The 20,128-nt window shown below is 65.3% G+C and carries 15 protein-coding genes; 6 read left to right on the top strand and 9 right to left on the bottom strand.

Translation table 11 applies throughout. The features are described 5' to 3' along the window. Window positions 1-388 precede the first annotated feature (388 nt). Entirely contained in the window at window positions 389-2,989 is a 2,601-nt protein-coding gene (gene acnB, locus Q8O96_RS05175; RefSeq protein WP_102864484.1) for a bifunctional aconitate hydratase 2/2-methylisocitrate dehydratase, read from the top strand. 147 nt (window positions 2,990-3,136) lie between these two features. Here acnB and Q8O96_RS05170 read toward each other — a convergent pair whose 3' ends face one another. After that, on the bottom strand, window positions 3,137-4,816 hold the full coding sequence (locus tag Q8O96_RS05170; protein WP_102864483.1) for a SulP family inorganic anion transporter: 1,680 nt from the start codon (window positions 4,814-4,816) through the stop codon (window positions 3,137-3,139). A gap of 342 nt (window positions 4,817-5,158) precedes the next feature. Continuing rightward, window positions 5,159-6,439 (bottom strand): serine/threonine transporter, encoded by a 1,281-nt coding sequence (locus Q8O96_RS05165; protein WP_102864482.1) that lies wholly within the window; start codon window positions 6,437-6,439, stop codon window positions 5,159-5,161. 501 nt (window positions 6,440-6,940) lie between these two features. Between Q8O96_RS05165 and Q8O96_RS05160 the strand changes: the two genes are divergently transcribed. The 5 genes from Q8O96_RS05160 to Q8O96_RS05140 all read left to right on the top strand — a co-directional run bounded on the left by Q8O96_RS05160 (window position 6,941) and on the right by Q8O96_RS05140 (window position 12,158). Continuing rightward, on the top strand, window positions 6,941-7,480 hold the full coding sequence (locus Q8O96_RS05160) for a cysteine hydrolase family protein (RefSeq protein WP_102879731.1): 540 nt from the start codon (window positions 6,941-6,943) through the stop codon (window positions 7,478-7,480). A 191-nt stretch (window positions 7,481-7,671) separates the two neighbouring features. Then, window positions 7,672-8,622: a 2-hydroxyacid dehydrogenase gene (locus tag Q8O96_RS05155; RefSeq protein ID WP_305948482.1), complete on the top strand. Its 951-nt coding sequence runs from the start codon at window positions 7,672-7,674 to the stop codon at window positions 8,620-8,622. Window positions 8,623-8,943: 321 nt separating this feature from the next. Then, window positions 8,944-10,011 carry a phosphotransferase family protein gene (locus tag Q8O96_RS05150; RefSeq protein WP_305948481.1) on the top strand — a complete coding sequence of 356 codons (1,068 nt, stop codon included), beginning with the start codon at window positions 8,944-8,946 and terminating at the stop codon, window positions 10,009-10,011. Window positions 10,012-10,050: 39 nt separating this feature from the next. Then, entirely contained in the window at window positions 10,051-10,818 is a 768-nt protein-coding gene (locus Q8O96_RS05145) for an SDR family oxidoreductase (protein WP_305948480.1), read from the top strand. Between the two features lie 230 nt (window positions 10,819-11,048). After that, window positions 11,049-12,158, top strand: a complete 1,110-nt coding sequence (locus Q8O96_RS05140) for a Gfo/Idh/MocA family protein (protein WP_305948479.1) — start codon at window positions 11,049-11,051, stop codon at window positions 12,156-12,158. A gap of 661 nt (window positions 12,159-12,819) precedes the next feature. On the opposite strand, the gene Q8O96_RS05135 is transcribed toward Q8O96_RS05140, so the two are convergent. Genes Q8O96_RS05135 through Q8O96_RS05105 form a run of 7 tightly spaced genes read right to left on the bottom strand, consistent with a single transcriptional unit; the run spans window position 12,820 to window position 20,101 of the window. Further along, window positions 12,820-14,256: an FAD/NAD(P)-binding protein gene (locus Q8O96_RS05135; protein WP_305948478.1), complete on the bottom strand. Its 1,437-nt coding sequence runs from the start codon at window positions 14,254-14,256 to the stop codon at window positions 12,820-12,822. Between the two features lie 13 nt (window positions 14,257-14,269). Continuing rightward, window positions 14,270-15,037 carry an ABC transporter ATP-binding protein gene (locus tag Q8O96_RS05130; protein WP_305948477.1) on the bottom strand — a complete coding sequence of 256 codons (768 nt, stop codon included), beginning with the start codon at window positions 15,035-15,037 and terminating at the stop codon, window positions 14,270-14,272. A 3-nt stretch (window positions 15,038-15,040) separates the two neighbouring features. Beyond that, window positions 15,041-16,375: an ABC transporter substrate-binding protein gene (locus Q8O96_RS05125; protein WP_102864475.1), complete on the bottom strand. Its 1,335-nt coding sequence runs from the start codon at window positions 16,373-16,375 to the stop codon at window positions 15,041-15,043. 28 nt (window positions 16,376-16,403) lie between these two features. Next, the gene (locus Q8O96_RS05120; RefSeq protein ID WP_060841929.1) at window positions 16,404-17,453 is read right to left on the bottom strand and encodes a branched-chain amino acid ABC transporter permease; all 1,050 of its coding nucleotides are present in this window, start codon (window positions 17,451-17,453) and stop codon (window positions 16,404-16,406) included. 4 nt (window positions 17,454-17,457) lie between these two features. Next, window positions 17,458-18,339: a branched-chain amino acid ABC transporter permease gene (locus Q8O96_RS05115; protein WP_060838924.1), complete on the bottom strand. Its 882-nt coding sequence runs from the start codon at window positions 18,337-18,339 to the stop codon at window positions 17,458-17,460. Beyond that, window positions 18,339-19,115 carry an ABC transporter ATP-binding protein gene (locus Q8O96_RS05110; RefSeq protein ID WP_060838923.1) on the bottom strand — a complete coding sequence of 259 codons (777 nt, stop codon included), beginning with the start codon at window positions 19,113-19,115 and terminating at the stop codon, window positions 18,339-18,341. Before Q8O96_RS05110 ends, Q8O96_RS05115 begins: the two co-directional genes overlap by 1 nt. Beyond that, a complete protein-coding gene (locus Q8O96_RS05105; RefSeq protein WP_305948476.1) occupies window positions 19,112-20,101 on the bottom strand; it encodes an AMP-binding protein in 990 nt (329 codons plus the stop codon). The genes Q8O96_RS05110 and Q8O96_RS05105 overlap by 4 nt, the downstream gene beginning before the upstream one ends. Window positions 20,102-20,128 lie beyond the last annotated feature (27 nt).

Below are 20,128 nucleotides of genomic sequence, written 5' to 3'. Positions count from 1 at the left end.
GCAAAACAGTCGGCAATGTTAGCCCTTTGTCTAAGATTGATCACCCCTCAAACTTCAATACAGCAACTTACGTTTAGATTTTTTTTGCCGTAGAATCAGCCAGCCTTTTTAGGCGCCAATGTCCGTTTGAAGCTGTTTTCAAAGCGTCACGAGCACAGTCGTTCCTTCAGAGCGGTGTTGGCGAGGGGTTTTTCCAGCGGGGAAAAATCCAGCGCCAACCCTCATCAGCTCCCCGTTCTGCAGGCGTAAAACTTTGAAAGCAGCTTCTGTAAGGAATTGTCGGTAATTCTGGCTAAGTGGCCCACAACGCCACGCAGCGCATGAGTACGGCAATTTCGGGATGAGCGTCCCGGACACCCATTTGGGACCACTGATGAGGGTAATAACTGTGCTTGAAGCCTACCGCAAACATATCGAAGAGCGCGCAGCACTGGGTATCGTTCCCCAGCCGCTTAACGCCGAACAAACTGCAGGCCTGGTCGAGCTGCTGAAGAATCCCCCGGCTGGCGAAGAAGCTTTCCTCGTTGACCTGATCACCAACCGCGTTCCACCAGGAGTCGACGAAGCCGCCTACGTCAAGGCCGGTTTCCTCTCCGCGCTGGCCAAAGGCGAAGCCTCCTCCCCTCTGATCGACAAGAAGCGCGCCGTAGAACTGCTGGGCACCATGCAGGGCGGCTACAACATCGTGACCCTGGTCGACCTGCTGGACGACGCCGAGCTGGCGCCTGTGGCTGCCGCTCAACTCAAGCACACCCTGTTGATGTTCGACGCTTTCCACGACGTCGCGGAAAAAGCCAAGAACGGCAACGCTCATGCCCAGGCCGTACTGCAATCCTGGGCCGACGGCGAGTGGTTCAAGAACCGCCCGGTACTGGCCGACAAGATCAGCCTGCGGGTGTTCAAGGTCACCGGCGAAACCAACACCGACGACCTCTCCCCTGCACCTGACGCCTGGTCCCGTCCGGACATCCCGCTGCACGCCCTGGCCATGCTGAAAATGGCCCGTGACGGCATCGTGCCTGACGTGCAAGGTTCCATCGGCCCGATGAAACAGATCGAGCAGATGCGCAACGACGGCTTCCCGATCGCCTACGTCGGCGACGTGGTCGGCACCGGTTCGTCCCGTAAATCGGCCACCAACTCGGTGCTGTGGTTCTTCGGCGACGACGTTCCTTATGTGCCGAACAAGCGTGCCGGCGGCTTCTGCTTCGGCAGCAAGATCGCTCCAATCTTCTACAACACCATGGAAGACGCCGGCGCCCTGCCGATCGAATTCGACGTGTCGAAGATGAACATGGGCGACGTGATCGACCTGTACCCGCACGCTGGCAAAGTCACCAAGCACAACAGCGACGAAGTCCTGGCCACCTTCGAAATGAAGACCCCGGTGCTGCTCGACGAAGTCCGTGCCGGCGGCCGTATCCCGCTGATCATCGGCCGTGGCCTGACCGAGAAGGCTCGCGCCGAGCTGGGTCTGCCGCCATCCGACCTGTTCAAGAAGCCTGAAGCCCCGGCTGAAAGCACCAAGGGTTTCACCCTGGCGCAGAAAATGGTCGGCAAGGCTTGCGGCGTGACTGGCGTACGTCCAGGCACCTACTGCGAACCGAAGATGACCACCGTCGGCTCCCAGGACACCACCGGTCCCATGACCCGTGACGAACTCAAGGACCTGGCTTGCCTGGGCTTCTCCACCGACCTGGTGATGCAGTCGTTCTGCCACACCGCGGCCTATCCGAAGCCGATCGACGTCACCACTCACCACACCCTGCCCGACTTCATCATGACCCGTGGCGGCGTGTCCCTGCGTCCGGGCGACGGCATCATCCACAGCTGGCTGAACCGCATGCTGCTGCCGGACACCGTCGGCACCGGTGGTGACTCCCACACCCGTTTCCCGATCGGCATCTCGTTCCCGGCCGGTTCCGGCCTGGTGGCCTTCGCCGCCGCCACTGGCGTCATGCCACTGGACATGCCGGAATCGATCCTGGTTCGCTTCAAGGGCAAGCTGCAGCCTGGCGTCACCCTGCGTGACCTGGTCCACGCCATCCCTTACTACGCGATCCAGAAAGGCCTGCTGACCGTCGAGAAGAAAGGCAAGAAGAACGCCTTCTCCGGCCGCATCCTGGAGATCGAAGGTCTGGAAACCCTGACCGTCGAGCAAGCCTTCGAACTGTCCGACGCCTCGGCCGAACGTTCGGCTGCCGGTTGCACCATCAAGCTGTCCAAAGAGTCGATCGCCGAGTACCTGAAGTCCAACATCACCCTGCTGCGCTGGATGATCGGCGAAGGCTACGGCGATGCCCGTACCCTGGAGCGTCGCGCTCAAGCGATGGAAGCCTGGCTGGCCAACCCTGAGCTGCTGGAAGCCGACAAGGACGCCGAGTACGCCGAAGTCATCGAAATCGACCTGGCCGACGTCAAGGAGCCTGTGCTCTGCGCGCCGAACGACCCGGACGACGCTCGCCTGCTGTCCAGCGTCGCTGGCCAGAAGATCGACGAAGTGTTCATCGGTTCCTGCATGACCAACATCGGTCACTTCCGCGCCGCCGGTAAGCTGCTGGATCAGGTCAAGGGCCAGCTGCCAACCCGTCTGTGGCTGTCGCCGCCGACCAAGATGGACGCTCACCAACTGACCGAAGAAGGCTACTACGGCATCTACGGCAAGGCTGGCGCGCGCATGGAAATGCCGGGCTGCTCGCTGTGCATGGGTAACCAGGCCCGCGTTGAGCCGAACTCGACCGTGGTGTCGACTTCGACCCGTAACTTCCCGAACCGTCTGGGCGATGGCGCCAACGTCTACCTGGCTTCGGCCGAGCTGGCGTCGGTGGCTTCGATCCTGGGTCGCCTGCCGACCGTCGAGGAGTACATGGAATACGCCGGCAAGATCGACAGCATGGCAGCGGACGTGTACCGCTACCTGAGCTTCGACCAGATCGCCGAGTTCCGTGAAGCGGCGGCCAACGCCAAGATCCCGGTGGTGCAAGCCTAAGGCTCTAGCGTTGTAAAAAAGAACGCCGCGTATTCCACGATACGCGGCGTTCTTTTATGCCTGTAACTTTTGCTGACTGCCCTGCCCGCTCGTTCGCCCTGGGCTGCGCTGCGACAGGCCAGGCGCGATACACCCAAGCGCCAAGACTCAATGCCAGAGTCCCGCCTGAGCCTGACCGCTCCAGATCTGCAGGCTTTCCTGCAGCGTATCGTCGACGCTGGTGCCACTGAGCAACACCTGATGCTCGGCAGTCGACGGCAGGCCCGCCAGGGCTTCCTTGGCCCTGTGCTTGAGCCGGGCCAGGGCCAGGCGCTTGTGCTCCAGGCGGACCTGACGGAAGAAGTCGTCCAGGGCCTCGATGCTGGTGCCGTCCAGATTCGGCGACTCTTCCAGGCTGAGAATGACCGTGTGAATCGGCGTCTGTACGTGCCGGATCAGGTGCAAGGCACCGCCCAGGATGCGCTCGGCATTGGCGAAGAACAGCGCCTCCCCCGGACGCAGAATCAGCACCCCCGGCACCTGCCGCGCCTGAGGGTGGCGACTGAGGTCGACAAAATCATGTCCGCTGCCCAATTGACCGAGGATCTGGATATCCGCCGCCGACAACTGGCGCAGCATCAACAGAATGCTCACCCCTACCGAAAGCAGCAAACCATCCAGCACCCCCAGCACCAGCACCGCGGTGACTGCACAGATCACCAGCAACCGATCTCGGCGCCAGATGAAATAGCGCCCCAGCGGTTGCAGGCTCAGGCCATGGCCCAGGGCGTAGATGACGATCGCCGCCAGCACCGGCTCCGGGGTCAGGGCGATATAGGGCAGCACCGTCAGAACGATGATCAGCATCACCGCAGCAGCGGTCAGCCCGGCCAGCCGCGAGCGGGCCCCGGCCGCTTCGTTGGCGGAAGTGGCCGAATAACCGGCGCCGACCGGCATGCCATGGAACAGACCGGAGAGCAGATTGCCAGCGCCCAGGGCCAGCAGGTCGCGGTTGGACGAGACCCGGTCGCCATGCTTGAGCGCCAGGGAGCTGATGGAGCCATAGGACTCGGCATACAGGATCATCACCAGGGCAAACGCCAGTTCCCCCAGGCGCAGCCAGTCGGCAAAGGGCAGGTCCGGCAGGCTCGGTACCTGCAACTTGAGTTCGATCACCCCGATCAGGGCCACCCCATGAGCCGGCAGATCGAGCCATTGCCCGGCGCCAATGCCGATCACCACCGCCACCAGCCCACCGGGCACGTAGGGAATCCGCGAACAGATCGCCAGCACCAGCAGGGCCAATGCCGCCACCGCCGCGCCAGCCCAGTTCCACTGCGGCCACTGCTCCAGCAACTGGGGCAGAAAACGCACCAGATTGCCGGTGCTCAGGTGCACCCCCACGATGGTGGCGAACTGCTTGAGGATGATGGTCACGGCCAGGCCGAAGGCGAAGCCGCGCAGCACCGGCTTGGCAATGAACGCGGTCACGCCGCCGAGGCGAAACAGTCCCGCCAGAAGGAAGAAGCCTCCAGTCAGCAGCACCAGGGCGAACGCCAGGTTCAGGCGCAGCTGCACGTCGCCCTCTGCCAGGGACAAGGTGGCAGCAGCCAGCACCGCCGCCGATGAGGACGTGGCCGAGACAATGGCGAAGCGGCTGCTGCCCAGCAGGCCGTAGCACAGCAGCCCGGCGAACAGGGCGATGACCCCGGCCTGGGGCGGCAAGGCGGCAATACCGGAATAGGCCACAGCCTCCGGCAGCAACAGGCCGGCGATGGACAAGCCGGCCAGCAGGTCACGGCTGCGCTTGGGGGCAACAGTTGGCTGGGTGAGGGGTTCAGTGGCCAATCGGGTTCGTCCGTGACAAGGCAAGATTCGAATTCAGAGGGTGTCGCCCAACGGCATCAACGCGTTTGGGCCAGATTGCAGCCCGTGTGACGGGAGTGGCCATTGGCGGGTTTCGGGCAGCAATAAGAGCACCAGCTTAGCCCTTTATTCAAGGCCGCAAACGATCCTGATCAATGCCTTGAACGACAACGCCGCCGGTGCTGTGAGCACCGGCGGCGTTGGTTGTGTTGCCAGCAATCGCGTCAGGCTTGAGGGCCTGTCCGCCGGCAAGCCGGCTCCAGGCGGTGAGCATCGCGCAGGTGTGGAATGCCAGCGAAGGCACCCGCCAGCGCGTCGCGCAACTCACGAAGCCAGGGAGTACACCAGGGCGGTAATGGCCACCAGGCCCACCAGGGTCACGAAGACGTTGGAGGCCTGGCCGCGATAGCGGGCCATGGCCGGCACTTTGCGAATGGCGTACATCGGCATCAGGAACAGGATCGCCGCGATCACCGGGCCGCCCATGGTCTCGATCATCGTCAGGATGCTCGGGTTGAGGGTCGCCACGGCCCAGCAGATCACCAGCATGAAGGCAGCGGTGACCCGGTCCAGGGTTTTCGCCCCAGGACGCCGGCCACTCTTGCCGATCAGGCCCTTGAGGCCTTCGCTGGCACCGATGTAGTGACCCAGGAAGGACTTGGCGATGGCCACGAAGGCAATCAACGGCGCGGCGAAGGCGATGGTCGGGTTCTGGAAGTGGTTGGCCAGGTAGGACAGGATCGACAGGTTCTGCGCCTTGGCTTCGGCCAGTTGCGCCGGGTTCAGGGTCAGCACGCAGCTGAAGACGAAGAACAGCACCATGCCCACCATCAGCAGGTGGGCACGCGAGAGGATCTGCGAGCTGCGCTCTTGGGCATGCACGCCATAGCGGCGTTTCTGGTCCACGGCAAAGGCCGAGATGATCGGCGAGTGGTTGAACGAGAAGACCATCACCGGAATCGCCAGCCACAGGGTATGCAGGAAGGCCGAAGGCGCCGGGACATCGCTGACGGTGGCAAGGATGCCGCCATTCCAGTGCGGGATCAGGAACACCGCGAGGAACAGCAGGGCCACGATGAACGGATAGACCATCAGGCTCATGGCCTTGACGATCACCTGCTCGCCGCAACGCACCACCACCAGCAGGCCGAAGATCAGCACCAGGGCCAGGATCGCCCGCGGTGGCGGCGCGATGTGCAGTTGGTTGGTCATGAAGCTGTCGACGGTGTTGGTCAAGGCCACGCTGTAGATCAGCAGGATCGGGAAGATCGCCAAAAAGTACAGCAAGGTGATCAGGGCACCGGCGGTGAGGCCGAAATGCTCCTCCACCACGTCAGTGATGTCCGCACCGTCACGCCCGGAGAGCACGAAGCGGGTCAGGCCGCGGTGTGCATAGAAGGTCATGGGGAAGGCCAGCAGCGCCAGGATCAACAGCGGCCAGAAACCGCCGATACCGGCATTGATGGGCAGAAACAGGGTACCGGCACCGATGGCGGTGCCAAACAGGCCCAGCATCCAGGTGGTGTCTTGGCGGTTCCAGCTACTCAGGGTCGCTGGAGTCGCCGTTTCAAAGCGTTGATCAACGCTGTTGGCCTGATCATTCATCCGGTGGGATCTCCACATTCCGGTCGTTTGCCATTCGATCAGGGCGCGTCGGAGTACCCGACAGACAGAACCCCGACCGAAACAGAGGGGGCGCGATTGTCCGGGATTCCGCGAGCGCTGCATAGACTTAGCTGAGGAACGGTTTGTACGGTGCAGATGTATTTTTTTGCCGTGGCGAAGCCTCTGGCCCGGCCCTCTCACGCCTCCCCCAGGCAGCGGCTTGCCGGCGCAAGCGTCCGCGAAGGCGATGCACATCCCAGGTACCTGTTCCTCGGCAAGCCGACGCGCGCTGGGCTGCGTTGACAAGATTCACGGCCAGGCGGCATGATCGGGCCCCATGAATATCTACGCGCTCAACCCTACCTCTACCACCACGACTGCCTACGGCGGGTCGTGTGGTAGCTGTGCGGGATGATGCAAGCACAGTAAAACCAAGGCCCCGCCAGCAATGGACGGGGCCTTTTGTTTCTCCGTCCAGCTGGCACTACAAGGAGAGACAAGATGCCTTTATCCAACGCCAAGCGTGCCCTGCTGGTCATCGACATGCAGGTTGGCCTTTTCAACGGACCGGACAAGCCCTACAAGCGCGAACAGACCCTGGAAAACATCAACCAGCTGATCCGCCGCGCCCGCCAGGCCGGGGCGCCGATCTTCGCCGTGCGCCATACCGGCCCCGCCGAATCGCCGATTGCCGCCGGCAGCCCGCTCTGGCAACTGCTGCCGACCCTGGAAGTGGATGAAGAACTGGACTGCGTACTGGACAAGACCCGCCCCAGTTGCTTTGTCGGCACCGGGCTGGCCGAGCGCCTGCAGGAAGCCCAGGTCAATGAGCTGGTGATCGTCGGCATGAAGACCCAGTACTGCGTCGATGCCACCTGCCGCGCCGCCGGCGACCTGGGCTTTGCCGCCGTGCTGGTGGAGGACGCCCATACCTGCATGGACACGCCCGTGCTGGGGGCGAAGAAAATCATCGCCCACCATAACGCCACCCTCAACGGCCCCTTCGTGCGCCTGGCCACGACCGCCGATGTGACCTTCTGACCCCATCGTCCCCACACCGCCCCGGGCACGCCGAACATGGCGTGATTCCCCCGGGAACGGTGCCGGCGAGCATTGCCAAATTCCCTCGCAACCCGCACCCTTGAGCCTTCGCGCCGGCCTGCTGCGCGCCTCGCCCGAAGCCGTGCACCGCCTCCCCTGCGCCATTTCAGCTATTCACAAGGAATCCCTTGATGCGTGCCACCGTCCTGGTCCTGGTTGAAAACGTCAACGCCTACCTGCCGCTGCTCGAACAGCAGGGCTTTCACCTGATCCTGGCGCCCACCCCCGCCGAACGGGCCCGGGCCATCCAGGACCATGCCGGGCGGATCGACGCCGTGCTGACCCGCGGCCCACTGGGACTGACTGCGGCGGAAATCGACGCCCTGCCCCGGCTGCAGATCATCTGCGTGATCGGCGCCGGCTACGAACACGTCGATTTGCAAGCGGCCAGCAACCGCGGGATTGCCGTGACCAACGGCGCCGGGGTCAATGCCTCGTCGGTGGCCGATCATGCCCTCGCCCTGCTGCTGTCTCTGGTGCGGGGCATTCCCCAGTCCGATGCCGCCGTGCGCCAGGGGCAATGGCCGAAGGTCCTGCGCCCTTCCGTGGCCGGCATGCGCCTGGGCATCCTCGGGCTGGGCGCCGTGGGCCAGGCCATCGCCCGGCGTTGCGCCCTGGGTTTCGACATGACCGTGAGTTATCACAGCCGTCAGCCCCGGACGGACCAGCCCTACCGCTTTTGCCCGACCCTGCTGGAGCTGGCCCGGGACTCGGATGCCCTGGTGATTGCCACCCCCGGCGGCGCCGACACCCGGCATCTGGTGGACCTGCCAGTGCTGCAAGCCCTTGGCGCCGAAGGTTTCCTGGTGAACATCGCCCGGGCCAGCGTGGTGGACACCAACGCCCTGCTGCAGGCCCTGAATCAGCGGCGGATTGCCGGCGCGGCCCTGGACGTGTTCGATGACGAACCGCAAGTGCCGGACGGTTTCAAGGGCCTGGACAATGTGGTACTGACGCCCCACGTCGCCGGCCTTTCGCCCCAGGCCAGCCGCGACACCGTGGACATGGTCGGCCAGAACCTGCTGGCCCACTTCGAGGGCCGGCCCCTGCTGACCCCTCTTCCCCTGCCGACACCCAACTGACCCATCCCCTGGGCAACGCCTATGCTCGTGGGGCGGCTTGCCTCTGGGCCTGCATGGCTTGGGAAAGTGCGGGCTAGCCAGGGAAGCCGTCTCAAACGCGGCTGCGTCATGACGCTCCCTTCGCTGGCAAGCCGGCTCCTGTGGGGGCTTGGTGCTACCAGATCGTGGAAGTACGGGGGTAAATTCAAACGCTTGTATCAAAAGCAATGATTGTCCGGCAACACGCGCACCTATAAAGGCCCGCCGCGATTGTGAGGGGCCGGTAGGCGCATTAGATTAGTCAATAATCTCTGGCCTCCAGAATAAGCAGAAGGGATAAGCATGGCGCTTACAGACCAATCCACCCGTACTCGCCCCGGCGAGGAGCTCGATGCCAACCTGATCGATCCGTACCTCAAGGCGCATATTCCCGGCCTCAGCGGCACACCGCAAATCAGCCAGTTCCCGGGCGGTGCCTCGAATCTCACCTACTTGCTGGAGTACCCGGATCAGGAGTTCGTCCTGCGCCGCCCGCCGTTTGGCCACAAGGCCAAGTCCGCCCATGACATGGGCCGCGAGTTCCGCATTCTCAACCAGCTCAGGGACGGTTTCCCCTACTGCCCCAAGGCCTATGTGCACTGCACCGACGAGTCGGTGATCGGCGCCGAGTTCTATGTCATGGAACGGGTCAAGGGCATCATCCTGCGCTCCGACCTGCCGGCGGAACTGGGCCTGGATGCCAGCAAGACCCAAGCCCTGTGCAAGAGTTTCATCGACCGTTTCGTCGAACTGCATCGGGTCGACTACAACGCCTGCGGCCTGGGCGACCTGGGCAAGCCTGAAGGCTATGTGCAGCGTCAGATCAAGGGCTGGAGCGAGCGCTACGAGAAAGCCCTGACCCCCGATGCGCCGCACTGGGAAACCGTGAAGGCCTGGCTCAACGACAAGATGCCCGCCGACCACCCAACCTCGAGCATCGTGCATAACGACTACCGCTTCGACAACGTCATCCTCGACCCCCACAACCCGATGCAGATCATCGGCGTGCTGGACTGGGAACTGACCACCCTGGGCGATCCGCTGATGGACCTGGGCAACACCCTGGCCTACTGGATCGAGGCCGCCGACCCGGCGCCGGTGCAACTGATGCGGCGCCAGCCGAGCAACGCGCCGGGCATGCTGACCCGCCAGGAATTCGTCGATTACTACGCCGAACGCGCCGGCATCCAGATCGGCAATTTCGACTTCTACTACACCTATGGCCTGTTCCGCCTGGCCGGCATCGTGCAGCAGATCTACTACCGCTTCTACCACGGCCAGACCCAGGACAAACGCTTCGCGCAGTTCATTCACATGAACAAACTGCTGGAGCAGATGAGCCTGCAGGTCATCGAAAAATCCAGCCTCTGACCGCGCCCTCGGCGCCCGACAGCCCAGCAAGGAAAAACCATGTCCAAGACTCAGTTGTTCGACCTCGACGGCAAAATCGCATTCGTCTCCGGCGCCAGCCGCGGTATCGGTGAAGCCATTGCCAAGCTCCTGGCCCAGCAAGGGGCCCACGTGATCGTGTCGAGCCGCAAGCTCGAAGGCTGCCAGCACGTGGCCGACGCCATCATCGCCGCTGGCGGCAAGGCCACGGCGATTGCCTGCCACATCGGTGAAATGGAGCAGATCAGCCAGGTCTTCGCCGGGATTCGCGAGCAGTTCGGCCGCCTCGACATCCTGGTCAACAACGCCGCCACCAACCCGCAGTTCTGCAACGTCCTGGACACTGACCTGAGGGCCTTCCAGAAGACCGTCGACGTCAATATCCGCGGCTATTTCTTCATGTCGGTGGAAGCCGGCAAGCTGATGCGCGACAACGGCGGCGGCAGCATCATCAACGTCGCCTCGATCAACGGCATCTCGCCAGGGATCTTCCAGGGCATCTACTCGGTGACCAAGGCGGCGGTGATCAACATGACCAAGGTCTTCGCCAAGGAATGCGCACAGTTCGGCATCCGCTGTAACGCCTTGCTGCCGGGCCTGACCGACACCAAGTTTGCCTCGGCCCTGGTGAAGAACGACGCCATCCTCAAGACCGCCCTGGCGCAGATCCCCCTCAAGCGCGTGGCCGACCCGAGCGAAATGGCCGGCGCGGTGCTCTACCTGGCCAGCGATGCCTCCAGCTACACCACCGGTGTTGCGCTGAACGTGGACGGCGGCTTCCTCTCCTGAGGCCCGCTTGCACCACCGAAAAGGCAGCCTCCGGGCTGCCTTTTTCATTTGCCTTGGGAGCGGGCTTGCCAGCGAACAGGACCTTGAACCCAGCGCAAGCCACAGGGGCCCTGTCGCCGGCAAGCCGGCTCCTACAGCGCCCGTCAAAATTTTAATTCCAGCAATTGCAATTAGAGAATTTTTATTCCATAACTAGCCCTTCCTAAAACAATAATTCTGCAGGTGCGGCTATGGATGAACTTGGCATTGGCTTGATCGGGACCGGCTTCATGGGCCGGGCCCACGCCCTGGCGTTTCGCAGCGTCGGCGCAGTGTTCGAACTGCCGGTGCGCCTTCACCTGGCCGCCCTGGCCGATGCCGATGCGCAGCGCGCCGAGCACTGCGCCGGGGCCTGGGGCTTTGCCCGGGCCCATAGCGACTGGCAAGGCTTGATCGCCGATCCCCGGGTCAATCTGGTGGCCATCACCACCCCCAACCATCTGCATTTCCCCATGGCCATGGCGGCCGTGGCGGCAGGCAAGGCGGTGTACTGCGAAAAGCCCTTGGCCATCAGCGTCGATGAGGCCCGGCAGATGCACCACGCCGCCCAGGCCGCTGGGGTGGTGACCCGGGTCGGTTACAACTATCAGCACAACCCGATGATCGCCCTGGCCCGGCAGTTGATCGGCCAGGGCGAGCTGGGGCAATTGGTGAGCTTCCAGGGCGAGTTCAGCGAAGACTTCATGGCCGACCCGGATTCGCCCTGGTCCTGGCGCTGCGACCCGCAGCACGCCGGCGGCGCCCTGGCCGACCTGGGCAGCCACCTGCTGGCCATGGCGCGCTTTCTCATGGGGCCGGTGCAGGCGGTGTGCGCCGATGTGCAGACAGTGCACCAGCAACGACCGACCCACGCCGGCAGCCAGGAACGGCGCCATATTGCCGTGGACGATCAGGCCCACGCCTTGTTGCGTTTCGCCAACGGTGCGCGGGGCACGTTGAGCAGCAGCTGGATCAAGCATGGCTACAAAAACCACCTGAGCTTCGAGATCAGCGGCACCCTGGGCACCCTGGCCTTCGACCAGGAACGGCTCAACGAACTGCGCCTGTACCGGGTCGGACAGAAAGGCTTCCAGCGCCTGCTGGCCGGGCCCGACCTGCCCGGCTACGCCGCCTTCAGCCCGGCCCCCGGGCATCAACTGGGCTACAACGAACTCAAGACCCTGGAAGTGCATGAACTGATCATGGCCCTGTGCGGCCAGGGTCGGGACGGCACGGATTTCGCCGAGGCCTGTGAAATAGAGCGCCTGGCCGCGGCAATCCGCACCGCCGCCCAAGAACAGCGCTGGGTCCCCCTCCTGTAGCCGCTGCTGAGCCCGCGAAGCTGCGCAAAGGTCCGCAGGACCTTGCTTGACGATCGCCCGCCGAACCCGCAGCAACCTCAAGAACGCCGCGGCCCTGCGGGCCGTTCGCAGCCTGCGGCAGCGGCTACACAAATCTCGAATCGGCACTGGCCCTGTAGCCGCTGCTGAGCCACGGCGAAGCTGCGCAAAGGCCCAAAGGGCCTTGCTTGGCGATCACCCGCCGAACCCGCAACAACCTCAAGAACGCCGCGGCCCTGCGGGCCGTTCGCAGCCTGCGGCAGCGGCTACACAACCCCAATCGGCACTGGCCCTGTAGCCGCTGCTGAGCCACGGCGAAGCTGCGCAAAGGTCCGCAGGACCTTGCTTGACGATCGCCCGCCGATCTTGGGCGTCCTCAAGATCCCCGCGTCTCCTGCGTCGGAATGCCGCCCAAGCCGTTCGCAGCCTGCGGCAGCGGCTACACAAATCCCGGATCGGCATTGGCCCTGTAGCCGCTGCTGAGCCACGGCGAAGCTGCGAAAAGGTCCGCAGGACCTTGCTTGACGATCACCCGCCGATCTTGGGCGGCCTCAAGATCCCCGCGTCTCCTGCGTCGGTAGGACCCGCAGCGGCCTTTAGTGCGCCGCGGCCCTAGCGGGCCGTTCGCAGCCTGCGGCAGCGGCTACAAGGGCAATGCGGCCAGGTGCGCGGCGAGGGCCTTGGACTGAAGGGCGACGTCGGTGACGGCGGTGCTTTCCCACCACAGGCCGCGCAACGGTGGGCCCAGGGCGAACAGGCGCGCGGATGCCTGGCCCCGGGCATCGTGCACGGCGCCGTCCGCCGTGGCGCTGATGCCCAGGGCCAGCGGACCGGGGGTGACCAGGCCGCGAGCCAGCAGTTGCTGTGGCAAGGGCCGCGCCACCCGGCGCCAGTCGTATTCGATGCCGCTGGAGTTGATCAGGGCATCGCCCGGCACGCGCACGCTGTGCGGGCTGCCGCGATAGCGCAGGCGGATCGCCAGGCGGCCGTCGGCGCCCGCCTCCAGCCCCTGGTAGCACGCGGCATGCACCCGCAACCGGCCTTGCTCCTGCAGGCGCGCCACCAGCGCCGCGCTCAAGGGCGGCGAGCGATGGTGGTGGCTCTCCCACCAGGGCCGCACATGCCGCACGAATTGGCGTTTCTGCGCCTCGCTGGCCTGGCTCCACAAGCGCCCGATATGGGCCCGCACCGTGTCCAGCGGCGCTTGCCAGTCGATGCCCCGGGCCTGCGCCGCCTGGCACTGGCGCCGCAGCGCCCGGAACAACTGCCGGGGGCTGCGCAGGCTCGGGTCGGCGGCGAGAAAATCCTCCCAGGCCGGCGGCTGGCGACGCACGTGCGGCAACAGCCCATGGCGAGAGAACACTTCGATCGGCCCGCGATGCCCGACCTGCTCCAGGGACACCACGGCGTCGACCATGGTCAGCCCGGAGCCAATGATCAGCACCGTCGCCCGGGGATCGAGGCGGGCCATGGCGGCCACGTCCCAGGGGTCCAGCGCGGCGGCGTTGAGGCCGCTGGACCGGGTCTGTGGCGTGCGCGCCGCGGGGAACATGCCGGTGGCCAGCACCGCCCGCGCACCCCGCAGTTGCCGGCCATCGGCCAGGGTCAGGAGCACGCCGTCAGGTTCGATTTCCAGGTCCACCGCTTCGCCCTGCACATGGCTCACCGAGGAGCCCTGCCCCCGGCCCTGCGCTTGCGCCTCGGCCAGCCGCTGCTGAACATAGACGCCAAACAGTCCGCGGGGCGGAAACAGTTCGCTGACCGGCACATGCTGGCGATCCGACTCGGGCCAACCGCCCTCGGCAATGTGCCGGGTCAGCCACTGAGTCAGGTCATCGGCGTTGTCCGGGTCGACGCTCATGCGCGCGGCGTTGCCGTTCAGGGTGTGCCCCAGCTCCACGGCGCTGTAGGCCTCGCCGCGACCCAGCTCGCGGCGCGGCTCGATCACCAGGATCCGCCGCCGGCCCGGCCGGCGCAGCAATTGCGCGGCCAGCAAGGCGCCACTCAGGCCACCGCCGACAATCAGAATGTCCGCATCAGGGTCGGCCGGGATGGTCGGCGGGGTGTGGTTCTGGCTCATGGCATGCTCGCGGTCAGTGTTTGCCCAGGTAGAAATCCTGCAGATCGCCCCGGGCCAGCAACTGCTCGGCGGTGCCGGACAGGGCCACCCGTCCGTTGTCCAGCAGGCAGGCGTGGGACGCGTACTTGAGCGCCAGATTAATGCTTTGCTCGGCGATCAGAAAACTCACCCCCGCCTCGCGATTGAGCTGGGCGACGATCTGAAAAATCTCCTGGACGATGATAGGCGCCAAGCCCATGGAAGGTTCGTCCAGCAGTACCAAAGTAGGATGGGTCATCAACGCCCGGCCGATGGCCAGCATCTGCTGCTCGCCGCCCGAGGTCAGGCCGGCACGCACCCGGCGCTTGGTCAGCAGCCGCGGAAACCAGTGATAGATGCGCTCCAGATCCTGGGCCAGCTGCCGACGGCCGAGGCCGCGGACAAAGCCGCCGCTGCGCAGGTTGTCCTCCACGGTCAGTTGGCCGAACACATGTCGCCCCTCCAGCACATGGACCATGCCCTGACGCACTCGGCGACTGGGGTCGACCCCGGCCAGGTCCTGCCCGGCGAAGCGGATGCTGCCCCGCCCCAGCTGGGCCCGCTCGGCCCGGCCCAGGCCGGAGATGGCCTTGAGGGTGGTGCTCTTGCCGGCGCCATTGGCCCCCAGCAAGGCGACGATCGCCCCCCGAGGCACGTCCAGGGACACCCCGGCCACCCCGAGGATGGCGCCGTCGTAGATCACCTCGATGTCCTGCACCTGCAACAGGTGCTCGGCCGCGGTGGCCGTGGCGCTGTGGCTCATGCTTCAGTCATCCCCGTTGCAGGTGCGTGGCGTCAGTTGCTTTTCCTTGGCGAAGGCCGCGGCCTTCTCGTCGATCAGCGGCCGCAGCAGCGCGCGGTCGGCAGCGATCCAGTCGCTGATCAGGGTCCAGTTGGCCCCGTCCCATTGCTGCACCCGGGCCGCGCCGCCGCCTTCGTGATCGCGGCACGACAGCTTGAGGTTCTGCATCAGCCCCAGGTAACCCATGTCCTTGAGCCGGGCGTCGTCGATGTTCAGGTGCTCCAGGCCCCAGCGCCCTTCTTCGCCGTTGAGCGGGCGCTTGCCGAACTTGCCCTGGGCGGTGCGGATCGCCTCCACCGCCACCGCGGCGTTCACCAGCCCCGAGTTGTAGTACACGCTGCCGAAGTTCTTCAGGTCCTTGAGGTCGCTCTTGCCGGTATCGAGGATGTACTGCTTCAGGCGCTTGTGGATCTCGAAGTCGCTGCCCGCCGGGTAGGGTGTCAGCGCCAGGTAGCCCTTGGCGGCGACCCCGGCCGGCAGCACGTCCTCGCTGGAACTGGCCCAGATGTCGCCGATGATGTGATCCACCGGGAAGCCGAAGCGCGCCGCGGTCTTGACCGCTACCGGGGTCGACACGCCCCAGGTGCGCAGGAACACCCAGTCCGGGTTCTGCTGGCGGATCTGCCGCCATTGCGCCGATTGCTCGTTGCCCGGGTCGGCCACCGGAATCTGGATGTTCTCGAAGCCGTATTTTTCCGCCAGCAGCTTGAGCGGCCCGAGGGTTTCCCGGCCATAGGCGGAGTCGTGATAGACCGTGGCGATCTTCTTGCCCTTGAGCTTGTCGAACCCGCCCTCGCGCTGGGCGATGTAGTTCACCAGGGTCGAGGCCTCGCTGTAGAAGGTCAGCATCACCGGGAAGTTGTAGGGGAACACCGTGCCATCGGTGGCTTCGGTACGCCCGTAGCCCAGGGTAATGAGCGGGATCTTGTCGACCTCGGCTCGCTCGCTCAGGGCATAGGCCGCCGGCGCTCCGTTGGGCTGATAGACCGCCACCGGCGCGCCGTCCAGGCCCTTCTTGAAGCGCTCGTAGCACTCGATGCCCTTCTCCGCGGTCCATTCGGTCTCGCATTCCTGCCACACCAGCTTGACCCCGTTGATCCCGCCTTCCACCTGATTGATGTAGTTCAGGTAGTCGATCATCCCGGCCCACACCTGCACCCCGCTGGAGGCATAGGCGCCGACCCGGTAGGTGGCCAGGGGGAAGAACTGCTGGTCCGGCGCGGCCTGGGCCTGCGGGGTCAGCGCCGCGGACAGCAGCAAGGCCGCACTGGCCAGGGAAGCTTTCAAGGATGCACGCATGTTGTCTCTCTAGGTCTTGAGTGGAATTTCAGAAGCGCAGCGGCCAGTGCCGCAGGCGCTCGCGCAGGTTGCTCAGCAGGCGGATCAGGCCCTCGGGCTCCTTGATCAGGAACAGGATGATCAGCACGCCAAAGATGATTTTCTGCAGGTTCTGCAATTGCCCGGCGTCCACCGCCCCGCCCAGCAGCCACTGCCCGGCGTGGCTGAGGAAGATCGGCAGCAGGCTGATGAAGGCCGCGCCGACGAAGTTGCCGGCCACGCTGCCCATGCCGCCGATAATGATGATGAAAAGGATCTGGAACGAACGATTGATATCGAAGCTGCTGGCGCTGGCGGTGCCCAGGTAGGCGAAGGCCCACAGCGCCCCGGCGATGCCCAGGTAGAACGAACTGACGGCAAAGGCCTGGCGCTTGTAGCGGGCCACCGGGATGCCGATCACCGCGGCCGCGGTGTCCATGTCGCGGATCGCCATCCAGTTGCGCCCGACCTGGCTTTGCACCAGGTTCTGCGCCACCCGGGTCAGCAGCAGGACCACCACCAGGGTCAACAGGTAGCGCCCGGTCGGGGTATTGAGGTCATGCCCCCACAGGCTCAACTGCGGCGCCGAGATGGTGCCCGAGGAGCCGTAGTTGTAGAACCAGGGAAACTTGACGAACAGCCACTCCAGGAAAAACTGCGCCGCCAGGGTGGTGACCATCAGGTAGAAGCCCTTGATCCGTGAGCTGGGCAGGCCGAACAGCCAGCCCACCAGGGCACTGATCAGGCCCCCGCCGAGCAGCGCCACAGGCAGCCCCAGCTCTGGCAGGCGCAGCACGAAGCCGTAGGTGGCAAAGGCTCCGACCGCCATGAAGCCGGCGGCGCCCACCGAGGTCTGGCCGGTGTAGCCGGTCAGCAGGTTGAGCCCGAGCCCGGCCAGGGACAGCACCAGGAAGGGAATCAGGATCGCGTTGAGCCAATAGTCGTTGGCAACCAGGGGCACCACGCCGCAGGTCAACAGCAACAGGCCGCTCAGGCCCAGGGGCAGACGGCGCTGGACCAGCAGCAGCGGCGCGGTTTGCCGGGTCAGGGGGATGGACATCAATTCACACTCGCTCGATGGCCCGCTCGCCGAACAGGCCGGCGGGACGGATGTAGAGGAAGGCCAGGGCCAGGACATAGGCGAACCAGGGGGTGATGCCGCCGCCGATCAGCGGGCCGATATAGACCTCCGCCAGATTCTCGGCGGCACCGACGATCAGCCCCCCGGCAATCGCCCCGCCGATGGAGGTGAAGCCGCCGATGATCAGCACCGGCAGCGCCTTGAGCACCACCAGCGACAGCGAGAACTGCACCCCCTGGCGCGCGCCCCAGAGCAGCCCGGCCACCAGCCCCACGACCCCGGCCACGGCCCAGACGATCTGCCAGATGCGGTTGAGGTTGATGCCGATGGACAGCGCCGCCGTGGTGTCGTCAGCCACCGCCCGTAGGGAAATGCCGATTCGGGTCTTGTTGAACAGCAGCGCCAGCACCGTCACCAGCACCAGGGCGGCCGCGGCGGCGATCAGGTCGAACTGGCTGACCATCAGCGGCCCGAGGAACAGCGGCACGTCGTCGATGCCCAGGTCCAGGGCGCGCACCTGGGAGCCCATCAGTCCCTGGGCCAGGCCCTCGATGATGAACGACAGGCCCAGGGTGGCCATGAACAGGGTGATCTGCGAGCGATTGACCAGGGGCCGCAGCACCAGGCGCTCGATCAGCCAGGCACCGATGATCATCACCAGCACCGTCAGCAGCAGCGCCAGGGCGAAGGGCACACCCTGGTCGTGCAGGCTGACGAAGGTCAGGGCGGCGAACAGCAGCATCGCGCCCTGGGCGAAATTGAACACGCCGCTGGCCTTGTAGATCAGCACGAAGCCGATGGCCACCAGGGAGTACAGGGTCCCGGCCAGCAGGCCGCCGAGCAGGGTTTCGAGGAAGAAGTTCATCAGTGCACCACCCCCAGGTAGGCGGCGATCACGTCGGGATTAGCCTGGACCTCGGCCGGCGTGCCATCGCCCACCTTGCGCCCGTAGTCCAGGACCACCACGTGGTGGCACAGCTCCATGACCACCCCCATGTCGTGCTCGATCAACACCACGGTGGTGCCCAGGTCACGATTGATGTCGGCGATGAAGCCAGCCATTTCCTGCTTTTCCTCGGCGTTCATGCCCGCCAGGGGCTCGTCCAGCAACAGCAGGCTGGGCCCGGCGATCAGCGCCCGCCCCAGCTCCACGCGCTTTTGCAGGCCGTAGGACAGGTTGCCCACCGGGACATCCCGCAGTGCCTGCAAATCGAGAAACTGCAGGATGCCCTGGGCCAGTTGGCGGAAGGTCGCGGCCTCGCGCCGGGCCCGGGGCAAGCCCAGGGCCTGCTCGATCAGGTAGGTGCGCGAATGCCGCGACAGGCCGGTGAGCAGGTTGTCGATCACGCTCATCTTCTTGAACAGCGCATTGTTCTGGAACGTCCGGCCAATGCCACGGCGAGCGGCGCTCAGCGGGTCGATGCGCGAATAGCTCTGGCGGTCGAAGACAATCGCCCCGCTGTCGAAGCGATAGACGCCGTTGAGCAGGTTGAGCAATGAGCTCTTGCCGGCGCCGTTGGGTCCGATCAGGCCGCAGATTTCGCCACGGCGCACGTCGAACGACAGCTGGTTGATGGCCTTGACCCCCTTGAACGACAGGGACACGGCGCGCACTTGCAGGATGGGTTCGCTGGGGCTCATGCAATGTTCCGTTTGAATTCGGCGATCCAGGCCGGGGTTGAGGGGTGAGCATGCGACGGCGCCGGCTGCCAGATGAACTGCAAGCGGGCAAAGCCCAGCAACCGGCGCACCCGTTGCTTGAGCAGCCGGGGCAGTGGCCGGCGAGGATGGGCGATGACCCACTCGCACAGGCGCCGGCGCCAGCTGCCGGGAGGCGCCAGGCGGCTTTCGATTTCGTCCGCCAGCTGCTGCAGGCGCGGCGGCGACAGCAGCAGGCCGCTGGGCGCCACGTCGCGGCGGTCGCGACTGGCGGATGCCGCGGTTTCGGGGAAGGCCAGGCTGTGGCCGCTGTTCAGCCAGTGCTCCAGCAACACCTGCAGACCCGCCGCCCATTGCGTGCCCTCTTCGCTCCACAGTTGCTCGGCAGTGGCCGGATGGCGCCAATAGAGCTGGCGCTGGGGCGCTTCGCTGGGGCCGAGCAAGTCGGCAAAGCACAGCAGCGGCTGGCGCCCCCCGGCGGGCAGGCGCGGCAAGGCTTGTCCGGCGATCAAAAGCCCCGGGGCCGGGCCCTGTTCCCCGGCGGCCACCCAGGCCAGGACCTGGCGCCGCGAGTGGACGAAGGCGTGGCTCGGCTGCAGGCGCCAAAGCGCTTGGCGCAGGGCCTCGGGCGCCAGCTCCGGGTCGAGGCTGAGCACCTCGGCGCCCAGGCTCCGGGCAGCCAGGGCCAGCAGCAACAGGTCCGGCTCGAACGGCCCGCTCAGGGCCAGCCGGGACTGCGAGTCGAGGCCTTGTTGGCGCAGGCCGTCGGCCAGACGCTCGACATCGCGCAGGGCATCGATCCAGCGCCAGGCGTACCAATGGCCGTGGCGCTTGTGGCGCAGGGCATTGTCCAACGGCCGGGCCTGGGCCCAGTGCCGCAACTGCTCCAGGGCACCGCTCAACTGCAAGCGGTCCTCGGGGGCTGACGCATCCGTGGTGGGCGGACGCTTGAGTTCATGCACGCTCATGAATTGACCTCGACAACTTGGCAAACG

The organism is Pseudomonas sp. LPH60, from assembly GCF_030718165.1.
Classification (GTDB): domain Bacteria; phylum Pseudomonadota; class Gammaproteobacteria; order Pseudomonadales; family Pseudomonadaceae; genus Aquipseudomonas; species Aquipseudomonas danubii.
The sequence above is the reverse complement of the archived record's forward strand: the minus strand, read 5'-3'. Positions and strand labels throughout refer to the sequence as shown.